Source organism: Phytohabitans sp. LZ39, assembly GCF_059359075.1.
In genome coordinates, this window is the sequence record NZ_JCADBM010000014.1 from 114317 (window position 1) to 133547 (window position 19231).

At 71.3% G+C, this 19231-nt stretch carries 17 protein-coding genes; 5 read left to right on the forward strand and 12 right to left on the reverse strand.

What is annotated here, in order from left to right; all coding sequences use genetic code 11:
* Positions 1–52: 52 nt before the first annotated feature.
* The gene (locus AC5L36_RS25830; protein WP_441221182.1) at positions 53–649 is read right to left on the reverse strand and encodes a hemerythrin domain-containing protein; all 597 of its coding nucleotides are present in this window, start codon (positions 647–649) and stop codon (positions 53–55) included.
* Positions 650–844: 195 nt separating this feature from the next.
* Between AC5L36_RS25830 and AC5L36_RS25835 the strand changes: the two genes are divergently transcribed.
* The 3 genes from AC5L36_RS25835 to AC5L36_RS25845 all read left to right on the forward strand — a co-directional run bounded on the left by AC5L36_RS25835 (position 845) and on the right by AC5L36_RS25845 (position 4229).
* Complete coding sequence (locus tag AC5L36_RS25835) at positions 845–1669, forward strand: GDSL-type esterase/lipase family protein (protein WP_441221184.1); 825 nt, start codon at positions 845–847, stop codon at positions 1667–1669.
* A gap of 555 nt (positions 1670–2224) precedes the next feature.
* The gene (locus tag AC5L36_RS25840; RefSeq protein ID WP_441221186.1) at positions 2225–3532 is read left to right on the forward strand and encodes a M20/M25/M40 family metallo-hydrolase; all 1308 of its coding nucleotides are present in this window, start codon (positions 2225–2227) and stop codon (positions 3530–3532) included.
* Between the two features lie 28 nt (positions 3533–3560).
* Complete coding sequence (locus AC5L36_RS25845; protein ID WP_441221188.1) at positions 3561–4229, forward strand: hypothetical protein; 669 nt, start codon at positions 3561–3563, stop codon at positions 4227–4229.
* A gap of 136 nt (positions 4230–4365) precedes the next feature.
* Here AC5L36_RS25845 and AC5L36_RS25850 read toward each other — a convergent pair whose 3' ends face one another.
* The 7 genes from AC5L36_RS25850 to AC5L36_RS25880 all read right to left on the reverse strand — a co-directional run bounded on the left by AC5L36_RS25850 (position 4366) and on the right by AC5L36_RS25880 (position 11876).
* Positions 4366–6573, reverse strand: coding sequence for an NACHT domain-containing protein (locus AC5L36_RS25850; RefSeq protein ID WP_441221190.1), 2208 nt, complete (start codon positions 6571–6573; stop codon positions 4366–4368).
* 39 nt (positions 6574–6612) lie between these two features.
* Positions 6613–7275: a DUF4386 domain-containing protein gene (locus AC5L36_RS25855; protein ID WP_441221192.1), complete on the reverse strand. Its 663-nt coding sequence runs from the start codon at positions 7273–7275 to the stop codon at positions 6613–6615.
* Between the two features lie 236 nt (positions 7276–7511).
* The gene (locus tag AC5L36_RS25860; protein ID WP_441221193.1) at positions 7512–8327 is read right to left on the reverse strand and encodes an SCO1664 family protein; all 816 of its coding nucleotides are present in this window, start codon (positions 8325–8327) and stop codon (positions 7512–7514) included.
* A 136-nt stretch (positions 8328–8463) separates the two neighbouring features.
* Positions 8464–9051: a DUF3090 domain-containing protein gene (locus tag AC5L36_RS25865; protein ID WP_441221195.1), complete on the reverse strand. Its 588-nt coding sequence runs from the start codon at positions 9049–9051 to the stop codon at positions 8464–8466.
* A gap of 183 nt (positions 9052–9234) precedes the next feature.
* Positions 9235–9930, reverse strand: coding sequence for an MSMEG_4193 family putative phosphomutase (locus AC5L36_RS25870; protein ID WP_441221197.1), 696 nt, complete (start codon positions 9928–9930; stop codon positions 9235–9237).
* 10 nt (positions 9931–9940) lie between these two features.
* Positions 9941–10774, reverse strand: a complete 834-nt coding sequence (locus AC5L36_RS25875; RefSeq protein ID WP_441221198.1) for an undecaprenyl-diphosphate phosphatase — start codon at positions 10772–10774, stop codon at positions 9941–9943.
* A gap of 49 nt (positions 10775–10823) precedes the next feature.
* The gene (locus AC5L36_RS25880) at positions 10824–11876 is read right to left on the reverse strand and encodes an LLM class F420-dependent oxidoreductase (RefSeq protein ID WP_441221200.1); all 1053 of its coding nucleotides are present in this window, start codon (positions 11874–11876) and stop codon (positions 10824–10826) included.
* Between the two features lie 87 nt (positions 11877–11963).
* On the opposite strand from AC5L36_RS25880, the gene AC5L36_RS25885 reads away from it, so the two are divergent.
* Together AC5L36_RS25885 and AC5L36_RS25890 are read left to right on the forward strand one after the other, a co-directional pair.
* On the forward strand, positions 11964–12944 hold the full coding sequence (locus AC5L36_RS25885) for an aldo/keto reductase (protein WP_441221202.1): 981 nt from the start codon (positions 11964–11966) through the stop codon (positions 12942–12944).
* Positions 12945–13013: 69 nt separating this feature from the next.
* A complete protein-coding gene (locus AC5L36_RS25890) occupies positions 13014–13205 on the forward strand; it encodes a DUF5703 family protein (protein ID WP_441221204.1) in 192 nt (63 codons plus the stop codon).
* A 130-nt stretch (positions 13206–13335) separates the two neighbouring features.
* On the opposite strand, the gene AC5L36_RS25895 is transcribed toward AC5L36_RS25890, so the two are convergent.
* The 4 genes from AC5L36_RS25895 to AC5L36_RS25910 are packed head-to-tail and all read right to left on the reverse strand — an operon-like array spanning position 13336 to position 19217.
* Positions 13336–13845 carry a pyridoxamine 5'-phosphate oxidase family protein gene (locus AC5L36_RS25895; RefSeq protein ID WP_441221206.1) on the reverse strand — a complete coding sequence of 170 codons (510 nt, stop codon included), beginning with the start codon at positions 13843–13845 and terminating at the stop codon, positions 13336–13338.
* Positions 13846–14931, reverse strand: coding sequence for a serine hydrolase domain-containing protein (locus AC5L36_RS25900; protein ID WP_441221208.1), 1086 nt, complete (start codon positions 14929–14931; stop codon positions 13846–13848).
* A gap of 47 nt (positions 14932–14978) precedes the next feature.
* Positions 14979–16346, reverse strand: a complete 1368-nt coding sequence (locus tag AC5L36_RS25905; protein ID WP_441221209.1) for a BNR-4 repeat-containing protein — start codon at positions 16344–16346, stop codon at positions 14979–14981.
* Between the two features lie 42 nt (positions 16347–16388).
* Positions 16389–19217, reverse strand: a complete 2829-nt coding sequence (locus tag AC5L36_RS25910) for an NACHT domain-containing protein (protein WP_441221211.1) — start codon at positions 19215–19217, stop codon at positions 16389–16391.
* Positions 19218–19231: the final 14 nt, after the last annotated feature.

Consider the following 19231-nt stretch of genomic DNA (forward strand, 5'->3'; position numbering starts at 1 on the left):
GAAAGGTCCCCCAAACGCCAGGTTGACTGTAACCGAATGGTTAACGGGAAGATCAAAACAGCCGACTGGCATACCTGTCGGACAGGCTTTCCTGGCGTGTCGGGCGGCCGGTCGCCGCGTCCCGGAGCCGGTCGACGAGCCCGATAGCGGGATCGGTGATCTTGTTCCACGGCGGCGTGGCCGGCGCGCCCGGGTGCGGTCGCGTGGGTGCGGCCTCCTCGGCGGTCTCGATCCGGTTGCCCAGCCGCACGAGGTCCTCCTCCGATGCGACGGCGGCCAGCCGGTCGAGCAGGTCCGCGGTGGCGTAGGCGTGCCGCCGAAGTCGCTCTTCCGCGCCTTCGCCGGAGCGCAGGGCCGCGAGCAGCTCACGCGTCGCGGCGATCTCCCGGTCCGCGAGGGCCGGCCCGTCATCGGGTACCGCCGAGCGGACGGCCGGGTACAGGTACTGCGCCTCGGCGGACAGGTGCCGGGCGGCGGTCGCGGTGAGCACGTCGGACAGGTCGCGCCGGCGGCGGGGCGGCAGGCCGGGCTCGGACAGTGCGGCGCAGAGCGCGGCGAGCCGGCGGTGCTCGTCGGCGAGCACGTCGGCGGCGGGCCGGCCGGCGGGCGTACCCCGGCTCGGAGGGAGGGGCGGAAGGCCGAGGGTCACGGCCTGCTGGTACCCGGTGTGCGGGACCGGGAAACTGCCTGATTTGTGGGCCTTTTGTCGAGACACGCCGCTTAACCATTGCCACCGATGTGACGCAGAGATTACCGTCTGATCACCCCCTGCAACTTCGCCATCTCGCGTCCCGGAGGCTCACCCATGTCACTCCCGCGTCGCATGCTGCCCAGATTCAGGCCGATGCCGGCCCTCGCGGTCACCGTGGCGACCACCCTCATCGCCACCCTCGCCCTCGCCGCGCCGGCCGCCGCGGCCGACCCGTTCCCGTCCTCGATGGCGAGCACGGGCGACTCCATCACCCGCGGCTTCAACGCCTGCGGCTTCTACGTCGACTGCCCGTCGCGCTCGTTCAGCACGGGCACCGACACCGGTGTCAACAGCCACTACCGGCGCATCCTGGCGGCCAACCCGGCCATCAGCGGGCGCAACTTCAACGACGCGGAGAGCGGGGCCACCGCCTCCGACCTGCCCGGCCAGATCGACTTGGCGGTCGGCCAGGGCGTCGACTACGTGACCGTGCTGATCGGCGCCAACGACGTCTGCGCCGGCAGCGAGGCCGGGATGACGCCGGTCGCCACCTACCGCGGTCACATCGACACCGCCCTGGCCCGGCTGAAGGCCGGCCGGCCCGGCGCGCGGGTGTTCATCATGAGCATCCCGGACATCAAGCGGCTCTGGGAGGTCGGCAAGGGCAACTTCCTGGCCCGCAGCGCCTGGTCGCTCCTCGGCATCTGCCAGTCGATGCTCGCCAACCCCACCTCGACCTCGGCCGCCGACAACGCCCGCCGCGACCGGGTGCGGCAGCGGGTCGCCGACTACAACGCGCAGCTCGCGGCCGCGTGCGCGGCGTACGGGTCGCTGTGCAAGTACGACGGCGGCGCGATCTTCAACTACCGGTTCGTGCTGTCGCAGGTCTCCGGCTGGGACTACTTCCACCCGGACACCGACGGCCAGATCGTGCTCGCGTCGGCGAGCTGGGCGGCCGGCTTCTCCTGGAGTGCCTAGGAGACTTCGTCGCGGCTGCCGCCAGCCGCCCGACGCCCGTCCCGCCTGCCGTGCCGTTAGGTAACGCGGCGTAAGCGGCTAAGGGCGGCCGGACTTGAGATCTAGGAGATTTAGGGCTGAAATAGCGCCCTAACTCTCCTAGATCTCGAATCTTGCCCCTGTCCGCACCGTCGTAGCGGTTACTGCCGGCGACCACGCCCGCGGTGGTCGTGCGCCGCGTAGCGCACCCGGGCCGCGGGGCTGGTGGGGACGACCGCGGCCAGCGGCGGAGGGCAGTCCGCACGGCGGTGGGCGCATTGCCGCGCGCGGCTCGACGGCCGACCAGCGGGGCTTGTGGCGCGGACCTGGCAGCGCGGGTCGGGGATCTCGGCGAGCCCTGGCGAGCCGCCGACCCGCGCGGTCTCCGGCGGGAGCGGCGGTCCGCCACTGACGCGGACCCGGGAAACCTGTTTCGAAGGAGCTTTCCAGACCCGAACCCGAAAGCTCTCCGGTGGCTTTACCGGCGCCGCTTGTGGCGGCGCGGGGACCGGCCAGGTCGCCTGGTAAGAAGGGCGGATGAGCAGCCCACCGGTCGACGAGGTCGTCGACATCTGCCGCGACCTCCTGCGTATCGACACGACGAACACCGGCGACAACGCCACGAGCGCGGGCGAGCGGGCCGCGGCCGAGTACGTGGCGGCGAAGCTGGACGAGGTCGGCATCCGCTCCGAGATCCACGAGTCGGCGCCCGGCCGGGCCAGCCTCGTCGCCCGCATCGAGGGCACCGACCCCGGCCGCGACGCGCTGCTCGTGCACGGCCACCTCGACGTCGTGCCGGCCGAGCCCGACGAGTGGACGGTGCACCCGTTCGCCGGCGAGATCCGCGACGGCTTTCTCTGGGGTCGCGGTGCGATCGACATGAAGGACTTCGACGCGATGGTCCTCGCCGTCGTGCGCGACTGGGCCCGCACCGGCGTGCGGCCGCCGCGGGACATCGTGCTCGCGTTCACCGCCGACGAGGAGGCCGGCGGCGAGTACGGCGCGCACTTCCTCGTCGACAAGCACCGCGACCTGCTCGACGGCTGCACCGAGGCGATCGGGGAGGTCGGCGGCTTCTCGTTCACGGTCACCAACGACCTGCGCCTCTACCTCGTGGAGACCGCCGAGAAGGGGATCAACTGGCTGCGGCTGCACGCCCGCGGCCGCCCCGGCCACGGCTCGATGGTGCACGACGACAACGCGGTGACCGCGGTCGCCGAGGCGGTCGCCCGGGTGGGCCGCCACCGCTTCCCGATGGTGGTCACCCCGACCGTCCGGGCGTTCCTGGAGCACCTGTCCGACGCGCTGGGCGTCGAGCTCGACCCGGACGACCCGGAGACCGCGATCGCGAAGCTCGGCCCGATCGCCAACATCATCGGCGCCACCCTCCGCAACACCGCCAACCCGACCCGCCTCGCCGCCGGGTACAAGGACAACGTCATCCCCAGCCGCGCCACGGCCACCATCGACTGCCGCACGCTCCCCGGCCAGGCCGACCTCTTCCTGGAACAGCTGCGCGAGGTGATCGGCCCCGACCTGGAGATCGAACACGTGCAGCGCCAGCCGGCGATCGAGACCACCTTCGACGGCGCCCTCGTCGACGCGATGGCCGCCGCGCTGCGCGCGGAGGACCCGGGCGCGCGGCCCGTGCCCTACATGCTCTCCGGCGGCACCGACGCCAAGGCGTTCCAGCGGCTCGGCATCCGCTGCTTCGGCTTCGCACCGCTGCGGCTGCCGCCCGACCTGAACTTTTCCGCACTGTTCCATGGCATTGACGAGCGCGTCCCGGTCGAGGGACTACAGTTCGGCGTGCGTGTACTCGACCGATTCCTACGCACGTCCTGACTGACCCGCTGAAGGGACCCTCCTCACCATGACCGACCAGCACGCGGAGCTGGACGCCGCTCTCGAGCGGGTGATCGAAGCCGCGCGCGGCCACCTCGCCGCCGTCAAGGCAGCCGAGGGCCGCATCGACGACGACGACGTCTGGCAGGCGTACGTCACGCTCAACAACGCCTCCTACGAGTACGACGAGCTGTTGCTCGACGCGTTCGGCGAGGTCACACCCTGGGACGTCGAGTCCATCGACCCCGACGAAGCCGACGAGCGCTTCGGCGTCGGCCTGGGTGGCGTCGACGGCAACGAGCCGGAAGACCCGCACCCGGCCGTCGTCTCGGTACGCCAGCGCCGCGACTACCGCGTACCCAGCGTGGCCGCCCTGGTCCGCGTCGCCGAGGCCGCCCGCCGCTCCGGCCTGCCCGAAGACGAGGAAGAGGCCGAGCCGGTCGAGACCGTCGGCGAGGCCGTGCTGGAGCTCCTCCAGGCCGGCGACGGTTCGCTGGGCGCGCTCGACATCCCCGAGCTCGAGCCCCTCGACGGCGTGGTGATGGTGTCGGAGGTCGCCGCCCCGCTCGACCTCGAGTCGTACAGCGAGGACGACGCGGCCGGGCCGTTCGCGCCGGCGGCGGAAGACCGGCTGGTCGGGCGGCTGGACGAGCACCCGTTCATGCCCCTGGACGACGAGGTCGAGCAGACCTCGTAGACGGATCACCGCTGGCGCGGGGGCGGCAAGCCGCCCCCGCGCCCCGGCGCCGCCACACACGATCCGCTCGCGCGAGGCTGGGTCATGAATGAATGGCGCCCGTCTGGTAGGCCCTCAGCGAGGGAGCTGTTTCGGGTCACCTTTGCGCATCGGCGAAGCTATCGGCGAGCCGATCTTGCAGGCTGGCGTGGCGGAACTGATAGACCGGTCCGGCGGTTCGTAGGACATGCCGAGCGCGAGCGTCCTCAAAAAACGTCATCGCATTTCTCGGTAGCAAGCCGGCCCGACGTAGCCGCCAGAAGGTAAAGGACGCATGCCAGGTTGCCGAGCGTGGCAGCGCAAACGCAATCCCCGCCAAAGGGCCGAACAACAGCCCTACAAAAGGCGCAAACATGATACCGCCGAGCGTGAACACGAGTCCTACCGTAAGACCGGACACAATCGTGTACTCCCTGTCCCGGCGCCAACACGTGATCGGATCAACTGGACTATCTATTGTATTTGACGGTTGAGCCATCGCCGACATCAAGGCGATCGAAATCGCGGTAAGAAGCCCAAACAAAAGCGCACTCGCGACGCCTACACGAAGCCCAAACGAGAGCCCGCCGGCAAGCCCGAAAACCAGCGAGAAGCCACATCCCAACGCCACTCCAAGCCGGATGTTCTCCCCCCTCAGCGTTCCGCGCCATCGAAATCTAACCAGCTGCCGCGGCTGAACAAGCGGTCGGCTGGCGGCGAGGCCGGCTACGAATGCGAAGACGGCTCCAACCGCTAGGCCGACAATCTGCCCGACGATCGGGGTCACCCGCGTCCCGACCGCGAATCCTGCTGAGGCCCCAAAAGCTGCTCCTACGATCAAAGCAGTTGTGGCTACACGGGGGCCGGCGCCTACCCAGTCTGGCATACTCCACCAAGGCAAATCGCGACTGCAACTGTGGTTGAGTCGGTAGGCAAGAAAGCCTAACCAGCGTTGAGCTTCAGCGGAGCTGTAAGGCAGAGACGGCTTGCCTGATCGGGGTGCGAACGCAGCAGGTACAACGCGGTCAAGAAGGGCGCTTTCGACGGCGTCGCGGGTGCTGGTGGAAGCTGTTTCGACGAAGTGATCCAATTCTTTTGGATCAGAAAAGGTGTCGCGTACGAGCGTCAGCATCAACGGTGTGTCGAGGGCATGCGCCAGCACGCCGTCAGGACAATGGCGCAAATGAAGGATGAGGCGATCCCATGCTGCTGGCATAGGTTCAGGTCGACAACCCGCCAGGTAGTCTGCTTCGTCGTCAGCAGCCAGTGGCAAGAGCTCCAAGCTCGCCGCACCGGACAGCGGGCCTTTTGTCATCGAAGCTGCCAGTTCGTCACTACGAGTCAACAACACGAGCCGGAATGTCGCCTGATCACCTAGTGCCTGAAGCGCTCCCGTGCGTAGCGGCTCAGACATTTCGTCTAGTCCGTCCAACATAACCGCGATATGCCCGCGATGAACCAGCTTTCTCGCGGTCTTTCGGCCGAGCGGCCCCGACTCCAGGAGCGGAAAGTCAGCCACGAGCCGTTCTGCCACCCAATCTAGGACGCCCTGCGCGAACGGATCCCATCCGTGCATCGTCAGAAGAACTGGAACCGGCGTCATCGCACGATCTCTTTCGCTCAGGTTCGCTCTGTGTCTCAATGCATCGAGCAGCAGCAAGATAGCTGCACCGGATTTCCCCGAGCCGGCATTACCCGCGATGATTATTCTTCCGGAATCCAGGCCGCCATATATTCTGAACAAGTCGGCCAAGCCACCATTGGACAAGTCACGCTCACTGATACGCGACATGCCGGGCAGCACCGGAAAGCGCACAATGCGATTGCCAACCGCTTGGCCGATCGGCCCTCCGATCGATGATCCCGACCAGCGCCAGCGTACGGAAGCGGGTACCGGATATCGCAGTCGTCGCTCGCCGGCCGACCTCTCCCACTGGGCTCGAACAACGATGGCCAACTCGTCCATAAAAGAATCGACCAGCCGACCTGCCGGAGCCTGCCCAGCTTCGCCGCGGCGCCACAACCACATCACCAATGGGACACCCAACGCGATGACCGCTGCGGCGGACTGCGCCAACGCGAGTACTCGATCATCGGCGCCAACCAGGTATCCGATGATGGCCGCTGTCGTGCCGACGATCAAGGCTGGTCCGAGCCACGGCCGTGCTCCACGGCGGTGGGAATTGTCCACAACCACAGTATGCCGACTGTCGTCGACGTAACGGAACTCTTCCGGCCAGCGTGGTGTCCGTCGATCTTGCATATAGTTCGCCACATCAAAGATCACAGTCATCGCATCAAAGACCGCAAACACCGAGCGGATCACGCGACCCTCTTTTGAAAAGGGCGCAGCACGTTTCGGTGGTCAATGTGACACGGTGGCCGGTTCGGCGGTCCGAGGCAGCCGCACGCTCCCGAACAGGAGCCAGCCGCCGAGGATCACCTCGAAAAGGAATACGGGCACGAAGCGACCGACCGAGACCGCGGCCATATCTTCGGCACCGGGGAAGATGAGGACCGCCATGGTGAACGTGGCCAGCACGATGTTGGCGAACACGCCCCACCCGGCCAGCGCCCTGGGTACGTATCGCGAGGTGAACAGCAGGTAGCTGAAGACGGCGCTGCCGAGGCCGAGCAGGACCAGGCCGACACTGAATCCCGTGGTGTGTGCGCCGATGTACGTGTTGGCCAGGGCCTCGAGCTCGCCGGTTTCGAGCCTGCCGGTGTTCTCCGGATTGGTCAGCGCGGCGGGGACCGACAGGAAGGCGATCGTATTTGTGATCATGATCGTGGCTTGTGCCGTTCGCCAGAGGGCCGCGAGTAGGGCGAGGCCGGGATTCACCGATCGGAGCAGCACGTACAGCGCGACGGCCATGACGATGTCGCAGGCGAAGATGAGCACGTCGAGGGAGGCGGCCAGGCGAAAGAGCCGTTCCGATTCAAGGATGTTTGCGCGCGGTCGCCGTCGCGTCGGCGGCCACGATGAGGCTGGCCGGCACGAATACCTGGGCGAAGAAGCCGGCGCCATCAATAGCAGCAGGAGGAACCCGCGACGCGGGCCGTGGTGCGTTGCTGCGATTCGGTGTACATCGCGTGCCCCTCACGTTCGGGCCGGGGTGGTCCCGGCCGTCATGACCCCGATCGTGACGGGAGCGAGGGTGGTGGTTCATCGCGACATGGGCCGGAGTCCGACCGGCCGGTGGTGGGAGACAGAGGTCGTACTTCGGTCGCCGGCTCGCGGTAGGCCACGCCGCGACCGCCTGTTCAGATCGGGGGCCAGGGGACCGCGGGCCAGTCGTCCGACGGGGTGGGGAAGCGGCGCGTAGCCAGCAGCGCACCCACCCGCTCCAGCGTCCGCGCGACCTCCGCCCCCGTCAGATGCCCCGCCAACTCCTCGCCCAGTGACCCGCCCAAAGCCTCGCCGAGCCGCTCCAGGACCTCGACCGCTTCCTCGGGCAGACGTGACCGGCTCCAGCCCCACAGCACCGTGCGCAGCTTGTCGTCGACGTTGAAGCTCACCCCGTGGTCGCAGCCGAACACCTGGCCGCCGGCGCCGACCAGCACGTGGCCGCCTTTGCGGTCGCCGTTGTTGATGACCGCGTCGAAGACGGCCATCCGGACCAGCCTGGGGTCGTCGGCGTGGGCCAGGGCGTAGGCGTTGCCCTCCTCGTCGCGGGCCGAGGCGATGCGGAACCAGCCGGCCGGCAGCTCGAACGCAGGCACGAAGCCGACCAGCGCCTCGCCGTCGTCGGGTTCGTCGATCCACAGCTGGCATGCGCCGGGGCCGAGCGGGCCGTCGCGGAGGACGGTGGGCGGGACCACCCGCCAGCCGGTGGCGCGCGAGACGAGGTAGGCGGAGACCTCCCGGCCGGCCAGGGTGCCGTCGGGGAAGTCCCAGAGGGGCCGCTCCCCGCGCACCGGCTTGTACACGCAGCGGGTGGTCACCCCGTCGAGGGTGAGGAAGCCGCGCAGGGTGGTGTTGGAGGCGTCGACGAGGCGGCCTTCGATCTCGAACTCGCCCCGCTCCAGCAGCCGGAGCGCGTCGCCCTCGTCGAGCACCGGGGACGCCTCGACAGTCACGCGACGCGCCGCCGAGACCACGCCCCGGCGCCCCGCCGAGACGTCCCGGCCTCGCGCCGAGACCACGCCCCGGCGCCCCGCCGAGAGGTCCCGGCATCGCGCCGAGACCACGCCACCGCGTTTCGCCGAGAACGCTTCATCGGTGGTAGCCGTTGTGGCGGGGGCAGAGGTGCCCGCGCGGGTCGAGTGGCTGGCCGCACAGCGGGCAGGGCGGCCGCCCGGCCGCGAGCACCCGGCGGGCCCGGTCGATGAACGCCCGCGCGGCGGCCGGCGTGAGCCGCACCCGCAGGCGGTCGAGGTCGTCGTCGGGCTCCTCGTCGTCGTCCTCGTCGTCTTCGGTCAGCTCGGCGTCGCCGCCCAGCTCCACCTCGACCTCGGCCTCGCCGGCCGCGATCGCCTCGATGACCACGGTGGCGGTGTCGACGTCGTAGGCGAGCCCGAGCGTGCCCACACGGAACTCCTCGTCCACCGGCGTGTCGAGCGGCTCGTTGTCGGAGAGGGCCGCGGGTGCCTCGGGCAGCTCGGCGCCGAACCGGCGGTGCGCCTCGGCGAGGAGCTCTTCGAGCTTTTCGGCCAGCAACGACATCTGCACCTTCTCCAGTGCGACGCTGACCAGCCGGCCGCCGCCGCGGGCCTGGAGGAAGAACGTCCGCTCCCCCGGCGGACCCACGGTCCCAGCGACGAACCGCTCCGGCGGCTCGAAGGCGTGTACCTGGTGGGTCATACCTAAGACCCTATCCGTAGGGCGGCGCGTGTGTGCAGTGCGTTCAGCCACCGACCCGGCCGCCCGCCGCGGCGGCGCGGAGGCCACCTCACCACGGGACCGGGCCGGTGTTCAGCCACCGGCCGAGGCGCGAGACCGGGCCGGTGTTCAGCCACCGACCGAGGCGCGGGACCGGGCCGGTGTTCAGCCACCAGCGCGGCCGCCGACCGTGGCGTCGGAGTCGGCGGGGCGGGCGCGCCGCGGGCGCCGCCTTTTCCGGGGGACCAGGCCGGTCAGGTCGCCGCCGGTGTCGTTCAGGCGGAGGAGGAACGGGCGGGTGGGGGTGAAGCTGATCGCGGTCAGTGACGCCGGGTCGGCCACGATCCGTTGGAAGAGATCCAGGTGTACGCCGAGCGCGTCGGCCACGATGGCCTTGATCACATCGCCGTGGCTGCACGCCAGCCACAGTGCCTCCGGCCCGTGCTCGGCGGTGACCTGGGCGTCCCAGCGGCGCACCGCCTCGGCCGCCCGCGCCGCCATCGCGGCCATCGCCTCGCCGCCCGGGAAGACGGCGGCGCTGGGGTGCTGCTGCACGACCGGCCACAGTGGATCCTTGGCGAGCTTCTTGAGCGGCTGGCCTTCCCAGGCACCGTACCCGCACTCGGTCAGCCCTTCCTCCTCCACCGGCTTGGCGTCGGGGAGGGCGAGCTCGAGCGTCTGCCGGCAGCGGATGAGCGGGCTGGTGACGACGGCGGCGAGGGGGAGCGCCCGGAGCCGCTCGCCCACGGCGGCGGCCTGCGCCCGGCCCGTCTCGTCGAGCTCCACGGGGCGGCGACCGGCGAGCCCGCCGTCCGCGTTCGCCGTGGTGCGCCCATGGCGCAGGAGCAGCACAGTAGCCACGGAACCAACCCTATGTCGCGGTGATCGTGCCCGCCGCCAGGAGGCAGAGGACGAGGCTGCCGAGCGCCACCCGGTACAGCACGAAGGCGTACAGGGTGTGATGTGCGACATAGCGCAGCAGCCAGGCGATCGACGCGTACCCGAGCGCGAACGCGATCACCGTCGCCACCACCATCTGCGGCACCGACGGGGTGAGCCCCTCGCCGCTCTTGTCGAACACGTCCGGGATCGAGAAGATGCCGGACATCACGACCGCCGGGATGGCGAGCAGGAACGAGTACCGGGTCGCGGTCTCCCGGGTCAGGTTGAGCAGCATGCCGGCGGTGACCACGCCGCCCGAGCGGGAGACGCCCGGCACCAGCGCCATCGCCTGCGCGAAGCCCATCACCACGCCGTCCTTCAGCGTGAACTGCTCGATCGTGCGCACCTTGCGTCCCCAGTACTCGGCGAACGCGAGGATCAGCGCGAACACGATGAGCGTGGTGGAGACGAGGTACAGGTTGCGGGCGGCGGAGCGGATCTGGTCCTTGAAGAGGAAGCCGAACAGGCCGATCGGGATCGAGCCGATGATCACGTACCAGGCCATGCGGTAGTCCAGTGTGGACCGGACCGACCGGTCCCACAGCCCGACGATCCAGGTCTTCGCCAGCCGGTAGATGTCCTTGGCGAAGTAGATGAGCACGGCCGCCTCGGTGCCGAGCTGGGTGACCGCGGTGAACGAGGCGCCCGCGTCCTCCTCGAAGAAGATCGCCGAGGTGATCCGCAGGTGGGCGGAGGAGCTGATCGGCAGGAACTCGGTGAGCCCCTGCACGATCCCCAGCACGATCGCCTCGACCCAGGTCATGCCCGTCCTCGCTTCGCCGCGGACGGGCACGAGGCCGCGGTCCGCCCACTCATTCGCCAACCCCCGCGAGCTCCAGCGCCTCGGCGACGGTACGGAGCGTGTCGATCCCGATCTCCGCGTCGCCCGCGAAGAGCGTGAGCGAGAGGGTGGTCACGCCGGCCTCCGCGTACGCCGCGAGCTTGTCGGCGATCCGCTCCTTCGGCCCGAGCAGCGAGGTGCGGTCGATGAACTCCAGCGGCACCGCCGCGGCCGCGTCCCGGTGGCGTTTGGCCAGGTACAGGTCCTGCACCTCGCGCGCCTCGTCGGCGTACCCCATGCGGGCGGCCAGCTGGTTGTAGAAGTTGGTCTCGCGGCTGCCCATGCCGCCGACGTAGAGGGCGGCGTACCAGCGGACCAGCTCGGCGCAGGAGGCGTAGTCGTCGCCGACGACCGCGGGCACGCTGGGCACCACGTCGAAGCCGGTGAGGTCGAGCCCCGCCTTGGCCCGCCCGGCGGCGACCGTGGCGAGCTGCTCGGCGGCCGAGTCGGGGGCGAAGAAGATGGCCAGCCACCCGTCGGCGATCTCGCCGGCCAGTTCCAGATTCTTGGGGCCGACCGCGGCCAGGTAGATCGGGATGTGCGTGCGCGGCGGGTGGAAGCCGAGCTTGAGCGCCTTGCCCGGCCCGTCCGGGAGGGGGAGCGTGTAGTGCGCGCCCTCGTAGGAGACGGTCTGGCGGGCGATGGCCATCTTGACGATCTCGACGTACTCCCGGGTGCGGGCGAGCGGCTTGCCGAAGCGCACCCCGTGCCACCCCTCGGAGACCTGCGGGCCGGACACGCCCAGCCCGAGGCGGAAGCGGCCGCCGGAGAGCGAGTCGATCGTGGCCGCGGTCATCGCGGTGGCGGCGGGCGTACGCGCCGGGATCTGCATGACCGCGCTGCCCACGTCGATGGTGGAGGTCTGCCCGGCGATCCAGGCCAGCGTGCTGGGCGAGTCCGACCCGTACGCCTCCGCCGCCCACACCACCGAGTAGCCCAGCCGCTCCGCCGCCTGAGCCAGGGCCAGGTGGTCGGCGGGCGTGGTCCACGCCGTCTGGTACCCGAGTGTCAGTCCTAGCCGCACACTTGCCCCCAACCGTTCGAGTCGCACCAGGGTACGCAATAGCCACTCGCCTCTGGACAGTGACACAGCACTGAATAAGGTTCACCCATGCAGCAGCGACCGCTCGGGCGCAGCGGGCTGGCGGTTTCCCGGCTCGCGCTCGGCACCATGACGTGGGGCCGGGACACCGACCCCGACGACGCGGCCGCGCAGCTCAAGAGCTTCCTCGACGCCGGGGGCAACCTCGTCGACACCGCCGACGTGTACGCGGACGGCGAGGCCGAGGTGGTGATCGGGGAGTTGCTCGGCTCGCTGGTCGCCCGCGAAGACCTGGTGATCGCCACCAAGGCCGGCCTCCGGCCGGGCACCGCCCGCCGCCGCGACGGGTCGCGCGCACACCTGCTGAGCAGCCTCGACGCCTCGCTGCGGCGGCTCGGCACCGACCACGTCGACCTGTGGCAGGTGCACGGGTACGACACCGAGACGCCCCTGGAGGAGACGCTCACCGCCCTCGACCACGCGGTGGCCAGCGGCCGGGTGCGGTACGCCGGCGTCTCCAACTTCTCCGCCTGGCAGACCGCGCGGGCCGCCACCTGGCAGGCGGCGTTTCCGGGGCGCGCGCCGATCGTGGCCACCCAGATGGAGTACTCGCTGCTCGAACGCGGCGTGGAGCGCGAGGTCGTGCCGGCCGCCGCCGCCCTGGGCCTGGGCCTGCTGCCCTGGTCGCCGCTGGGCCGGGGCGTGCTGACCGGCAAGTACCGCAACGGCCGCCCGGCCGACTCGCGGGCCGCGTCACCGCACTTCGAGCCGTTCGTCGCGCCCTACCTGGAGCCGCGCTGCTCCAGCATCGTCGAGTCGGTGGTCACGGCCGCGAGCGGGCTCGGCGTGTCGCCGCTGGAGGTGGCGCTGACCTGGGTACGCGACCGCCCCGGCGTGGTCGCCCCCATCCTCGGCGCGCGCACGGTCGGCCAGCTGCTCGGCGCGCTCGCGGTGGAGGAGATGACGCTCCCCGCCGAGATCACCCAGGCCCTCGACGACGTCTCCGCGATCCCGGTCGGCTACCCCGAGCGCGACGGCCGTTCCTACTGATCACGCCGAGCGACCCGGCTCGTAGACAAGGGCTAGCGATACACCACAGGCGTGTGCAATATGGGTCGCATGGACTACGAATACGCGCCGCTGCGGTTACCACCGAATGTCGACCGCCTCACCGCCGCGGCGCAGCTGGCGATCCAGGCGGAGTTTTCGGGTTGGGAGCTCGCGCGGGTGCGGCTCTTCCGTGACGGCACCCGGCAGGTCGTGCTCCGCCGCCGGGTCGCCCCCCAGCCCCAGCCCGGCCTCTCGTACTGACGGCCAGCTCGACACAAGCGCGGCCCGCGTTGCGTCGCGCCCGGGGCCGGCCGCGCCAACCAGCTCCGCGGCCCCAGCCGGCCTCCTCCAGCGCACGCCGCTGGAGCGCTTTCCCGGGCGATTTGTCGCCCTAGCTGAAGCGGTAGCGGGTCTGGCTGTAGGCGTCACCCTTGCCGAACGCGAACGCCACCGCCGGCTCCACCCGGTAGAGCTGCACGCCGCCCGCACGGATCGTGTCGCCCATCCCGGCGAAGGTGCCCTCCGGGCTGGTCAGGTGCGCGCCGTACTTGGCCTCGAACGCGCTCGCCGCCCCGTCCCGCTCCGCGGCCTCGGTGACCAGGCGGGCCATGCCCTCGACGATCACGTCGAGGCCGCGCAGCGTGTTGGTGCCGGTGGCCAGCGCGCAACGGTCGTTCTCGCGCAGGTTGGCCGCCTTGCGCTCGCCGGCGCCGGTCGTGAAGTACACCGCGTCGGCGTGCCACGCCGCGATCAGCGGCGTGACGTGTGGCCGCCCGTCCGGCCGCACGGTGGACAGCCAGAAGACCTCGGCCCGCGCGATCTCCTCCAGCACGTCGGCCCACGGCGTGGCCGCCGCGTCCGGACTGCTGAACCGCCCGTCGAACTCCACCTCCGGCGCCATCTAGCGCCCCCCTTCCGCCACGATCCGTCCTACCGTCTCGACCGCCGTGAGGTCGCCGGCCGCGAACCTGTTGCGCATCACCGCGACCGCCACGCCGGTGTCGATGTCCGCCCACGCGGCCGAGCCGTTCACCCCGATCATCCCGAACGTCGAGCCCGCGCGCCCCTCGACACCGCCGGGCCGGTAGAGGCTGTAGCCGTACGCCCACGTGGTCGGGAAGCCCATCACCTGGTCCACCCCGGAGAACGCGGGCGCCGCCATCAGCGCCAGCCGCTCCGCCGACACGAGCGCCACGCCGGGCACGTGGCCGAGGAGGGCCGCGTACATCGTGGCCACGCCGCGCGCGCTCATCGTGCCGGCCGAGGGGATGTCGGCGGTGAGCACGTCGCGGCGGTTGGCGTAGGCCGCGTCGGGCATCACCGCCGCCGGCGTCGCACGCGCCGCCGGAGACCCTGTCGGTGGTCGCTCCAGCGCCGGGCCGGCCTCCTGCGTGGCCACCCGCCCCAGCAGACTCTCTGGTACCGACAGGAAGACCTCGGCCTCGACGGACAGCGGCTCGGTCACCAGCTCACGGAGCAATGTGGACAGCGGCCGCCCGGTTGCCCGGCGCAGCGTCTCGCCGAGCAGGTAACCGAACGTCTGCGCGTGGTAACCGGTCCGGGTGCCCGGCGGCCACCACGGCTCCGCGGCGGCGACCAGCGCGCACATGCGCTCCCAGTCGCACATGTCCTCGACCGTGACGTCCGCCGGCAGCCCCGGCACGCCCGCGGTGTGCTGCAGCACGTCCCGGAGGGTGACCCCGCCCTTGCCGTGCGCGGCGAACTCGGGCCACACCTCGGCCACCCGCGTGTCGTACCCGATGAGCCCACGCTCGACGGCGACGTGCGCGAGCGTGACCGTGACGCCCTTGCCGGTGGAGGCCGCGTAGAAGAGCGTGCCGGGTGTGACCGGTCGCCCATCGGGTGCCGCGCGGCCGGCGACGGCGTCCACGGAGGTGTCGCCGCCGCCCCGCACGGCGACCTGGAGGCCGGTCTCGCTCCCGCTCGCGACGAGGTCGTCGATGGCGCGCTGGATCCGCTCCCGCACCCTCCCTTTCTACCCGCACGCTCTCCCCGCGTGGGCGTGGCGGCGCGCTATCCGCGTGGGCGTGGTGGCGCGCCGGCCACGTAGATGTCGCCGTCGGCCACGTCGGCCGGGCGGGCGCTGCTCGCGCCGGTGAGGATCACGCGGGCCGGGTCGCGGTAGCCGTCGACCACCTCGACCCGCTGCACCGGCCGCGGCGTGGGGATCGTCGCCTCCGGGCGCCACAGCAAGCCGGCGGTCAGCGTGTAGGTGGCGACGGCGGTGACGGCCGGGTCGCTCGACGTGGTGTAGACACGCCAGGTGAGCGGGTCGACCCGCTCCATGTCGCGCACCCGGAGGCCGGACGCCACCTCACGGTCGTGCCAGCCGAGCGGCGTGCGAACGGTCACATGGGTGTGGACAACCCCCGCGGCGTCGAGGCGCATCCACACCGCGAACGGCAGGTGACCGCCGAGCGTGGCGCCGACCAGCTGGATGTAGTCGGGGGAGCGCGGGTTGACCGTCTGGAGTGGAGTGTCGACCACCTTGAGGTGCCGCTCCTGCTCCGCGTCGTCGACCGCCACGCCCAGGTCCACACCGGAGGCCGACCGGAAGCGCAGGTCGGCCGGGCTGAAGTACACGTGGTAGACGTTCTTGTGGTAGCGGTCGTGCAGGTGTCCCTCCGGGCCGCCACCGGCCAATGTGTACACGATGCCGACCCGCTCCGGTCGGCCGGGCGCGGCGGGCTCGTAGCGCAGCTGTCCGATGTAGATCTCGTTCATGTTGTCCGGCCGGTCACGGGGCGCGATCACCCACCGCTCGCCGGTCAGCGTCTCGGCGCTGGCCCAGGTGCGGCCGCCGTCGGTGGAGCGGACGTACTTCATCGGGCGAAAGTCGCTCGGATACCGGGGATCCAGGTCGCCGGCGGTCTCCCGGACGAAGACGACGATGTCGCCGTTCGCGGCCTTGACGACCATCGGGTAGGTGGCGCCGAGCCCTTCCGGGATCTCCGTGTCGGTCCAGGTGCCGGCGATGGAGTGCGGCTCGGGTGAGCGGGCCACCCACAGCTCCCGGTTGTGCATGCCGCGGAAGACCAGCAGGTGCCCGTCGCCGGCCTGGACGATCGTCGGGTAGTTGTGGGTGTCGTTGCCGCCGCCGGCCACCTTGACCGGCGCCGACCACCGCCCCGTGCGGTGGTCGTACTCCTGCACGTAGTTGTCCTCGAACCGCCCGCCCCAGGAGATGAAGGTCTTGCCGGCGCGGCGGTCGTAAACCCCGCCGTTGGTCGGTCGGCGGTCGGTGCGGGCGGCCACGTTGGACGCGACGGTGGTGAACGCGGTGGGCGCGCCGCTCACGCTCGCCCCGGCGGCCGCGGCGGGGGTGTGCAGGGCGAGCGGGGCGGCGATGGCGGCGGCGACGACGTACGGCAGGGCGCGCATCGATCCTCCTCAACGGCGAGGTCTGCGACACGATTGTGCATCCTAATCGCCATCGAGGAAAGCTTCCACATATGTGGATGCCTGGTCGCCGTCGTCCTCCTCCAGCCATGCCTCCAGCAGCGCGTGTGCCATCGACTCGAGCGGCTCGCCCGGCCGGTCCTTCATCGTGCGGCTGGCGTCCGGCATCGCCGCTTCGAGGGGCTCGAGGGTGTGGACGACGGCGTCGTCACTGGTCCGGCAGAGAAGGTGGGTGCGCCGGCGCAGGTACTCGGTGTCCCGGGACGCCATCATGCTGATCGTGCCCCGGCGGGGGTCGTCCGGCCGGATCTCGTAGGTCCAGTGCAGGTCGATCGGGGGCGTCTCGAACGTGCCGTCGTCCGCGCCCACCACCACGTCCCGGGCGCCGCCGACCCAGACCCGATCCAGCGTCAGCGCGTCCACCAGGCTCTGCCACTCGTCCCAGAGCAGCTGCGAGCGCCACAGCATCGCCTGCCGCTTCCAGCCGGACACCGGCTCGCCGTCGACGAAGTCGGCGCCGCGCAGCGGGCCGGCCGTGTGCACGGCGAGCAGCAGCAGGTTGGCGCTGTACGCGGCGTACCGGCCGGGCACCGGGAGCACCCGCGGCTGGTACGCCTCCAGCCGCCGCGGCGCCCGCGCGTGGTGCACGGTCCGCAGCAGGCGCACCAGCAGCCCGCCCAGCGCCCGCCGCTCCGCGGCGTCCACCCTGGACAGCATGCCGCGCAGGAAGCCGACCACCGGCGTGCGCACGCTCAGCACCGAGAAGGACAGCAGCGCGTGCAGCAGGTCGTCGTCGACCGGCGCGGCGCCGAACGAGAGCGTCGCGGCGGCGTCGCGGGCGGCGAGGTCGCGCAGTGCCTGGAGGGTCATCCGCGCGACGAGGAACTCGCCGAACGTGGCGTGCAGGAACTCGTACGTGCCCAGCCGCGTGCCGTCGCGGACCGCGCGGGCCCGGTGCACGAAGAAGAACCGCCCGAGCACGACCTCGGCCCGGCCCAGCGGTGCGCGCAGGTCGTTCACGGCGGGTAGTGGCTCGCCCATGACGGCGGCGAGGTCGGCGGCGAGGTCGGCCTCGGTGACCCATTGGGTGTTGCGGTTGAACATCGCGAACGCGACGAGCGACAGCCGCCGCAGCTCCTCCTCGACCGCCCGCTCGGTGTCGGGTGTGGACAGCCCGGGCCGGTGCTTGGTGACCTCGCGGCGGGCGAAGCTGCGCAGCAGCCGCTCGTACAGCTCGTCCTGCCCGAGCAGGCCTTCGTCGCTCGCGACGGTCAGCTGGCGCAGCGCGTTGCCGTCGGCGTCGTACAGCGCGAGCATGAGCAGCAGCAGCGGCTGCCCGGCCAGGTGGGGATGGGCGAGCACCACGGCCGGCATGAGCGGTGCGAGGCCGCGGGCGGCGAGGTGGGCGGCGTTGGCCCTGTTCCACACGTCGAGCCAGGCGGTGATGCGCTCCTCGTCGAACGGCTCCAGCCGCACCGCCACCGTCCCCTCCGGCGGCCGTGCCCGGTCGGCGACGCTCGTGCGGCTGGTGACGACCACCGCGACCGGGCGGCCCTGGTCGGCCTCGCGGCGCTGGAACGCGGCGACCCGGGTGAGGTAGTCGGACTGGCTCACGCCGGTCGCCTGGAGCAGCTCGTCGAAGCCGTCGAGCATCACGACCGGCAGCGCGTCGCCGGCCGACCGGGCCAGCGCCGGCCACTCGAGGCGTTCGCCGGTCTCGGCGCGGATCGCGTACTCGATCTGGTCCTGTAGGTCGGCGGTGATCGGCACGTCGCGGAGGGCGACCCGCACGGGCAGGAAGTCGGCCGCCGGCAGGCGGGCGGCGAGCACCTTGGTGAGCACCGACTTGCCGGATCCGGGCTGGCCGAGCACGAGCAGCGGCGCCTCGACCGCGCGCGGCGAGGTGAGGAACCCGGCGAGGAACGCCTCCAGGTCGTCGCGGACGTCCACATCGGACCACCAGGCCTCGTCGCTGGTGCGCCCGCCGGCGTTGGCGACCCGGTAGAGCGGTGTCACGTACGCCTCGCCGAGCGTGGGCACCCGCAGCCCCGGCGGCACGTCGCCGGCCTCGACGATCGGCCGGTCGAGCACGGCCTCGTTGGCCCGCGCGAGGGCGGCGCGCCGCGCGTCGGGCAACCGCCCGGTGGAGATGGCGTCGAGCACCCCGCCGAGCCCGGTGAGCGCGACGCCGAGGCCGCGCAGCTCGGCGCGGGTCGCCGAGTGCTCGCGCAGGCCGGACCAGAACGCCACCTCCGGGAAGTCGGCGCCGAGCTGGCGGAACAGCTCCTCGTACCGCGCGCGGGCGGCGGGCGGCAGCGCGTCGAGGGCCTGCCGGAAACGGTCCCGGTCGGTCTCCGGCAGCTTCTCCCACACCGCGAGGCCGCCGGCGAACCGGGCCAGCGCGCCGGACACCTCGCCGTAGTAGCGGTGCAGCCGCTCCAGGAGGCGGTCGTGCGGATCATGCGGGTCGGGCAGCCGCGGGCCCGGTTCGAAGACGAGGTGCGGGAGCGCGGCGCCGCCGCCGGCGACGGCGAGCTGCTCCTCCTTGGTCAGCTCCAGGTCGGCGAACGCGAACGGCAGGTCGGCCTCGGCCAGCGCCTCGAAGAACGCGGTCACGACGATGACCGCGTGTGCGGCTTCGAGGCGCTGGGTCCGCCCGTACCGGGACAGCCCGCTGCGCCGGTCGGACAGCCCGCGGACCACCTGGTGACCCAGGCGCACGAGCTCCGCCGGCAGCGGCACGGCCGCGCTGAGCACCGCGCCGCTGGTCAACGCCTCCAGCGCGTCGACGACCTTGCTGTCCCGTCCGCCGAGCAGGCGTACCGCGTCCGCGTAGCTGAGAACCTGGGGCATGCGCCCGACGCTAG

Excerpts from the sequence above, each read along its gene's own strand:
- AC5L36_RS25835 (WP_441221184.1), top strand. The coding sequence starts at position 845 with ATGCCGGCCCTCGCGGTCACCGTGGCGACCACCCTCATCGCCACCCTC.
- AC5L36_RS25840 (WP_441221186.1), top strand. The coding sequence starts at position 2,225 with ATGAGCAGCCCACCGGTCGACGAGGTCGTCGACATCTGCCGCGACCTC.
- AC5L36_RS25845 (WP_441221188.1), top strand. The coding sequence starts at position 3,561 with ATGACCGACCAGCACGCGGAGCTGGACGCCGCTCTCGAGCGGGTGATC.
- AC5L36_RS25855 (WP_441221192.1), bottom strand. The coding sequence starts at position 7,275 with ATGGCGCCGGCTTCTTCGCCCAGGTATTCGTGCCGGCCAGCCTCATCG.
- AC5L36_RS25865 (WP_441221195.1), bottom strand. The coding sequence starts at position 9,051 with ATGACCCACCAGGTACACGCCTTCGAGCCGCCGGAGCGGTTCGTCGCT.
- AC5L36_RS25875 (WP_441221198.1), bottom strand. The coding sequence starts at position 10,774 with ATGACCTGGGTCGAGGCGATCGTGCTGGGGATCGTGCAGGGGCTCACC.
- AC5L36_RS25885 (WP_441221202.1), top strand. The coding sequence starts at position 11,964 with ATGCAGCAGCGACCGCTCGGGCGCAGCGGGCTGGCGGTTTCCCGGCTC.
- AC5L36_RS25890 (WP_441221204.1), top strand. The coding sequence starts at position 13,014 with ATGGACTACGAATACGCGCCGCTGCGGTTACCACCGAATGTCGACCGC.
- AC5L36_RS25895 (WP_441221206.1), bottom strand. The coding sequence starts at position 13,845 with ATGGCGCCGGAGGTGGAGTTCGACGGGCGGTTCAGCAGTCCGGACGCG.
- AC5L36_RS25905 (WP_441221209.1), bottom strand. The coding sequence starts at position 16,346 with ATGCGCGCCCTGCCGTACGTCGTCGCCGCCGCCATCGCCGCCCCGCTC.
- AC5L36_RS25910 (WP_441221211.1), bottom strand. The coding sequence starts at position 19,217 with ATGCCCCAGGTTCTCAGCTACGCGGACGCGGTACGCCTGCTCGGCGGA.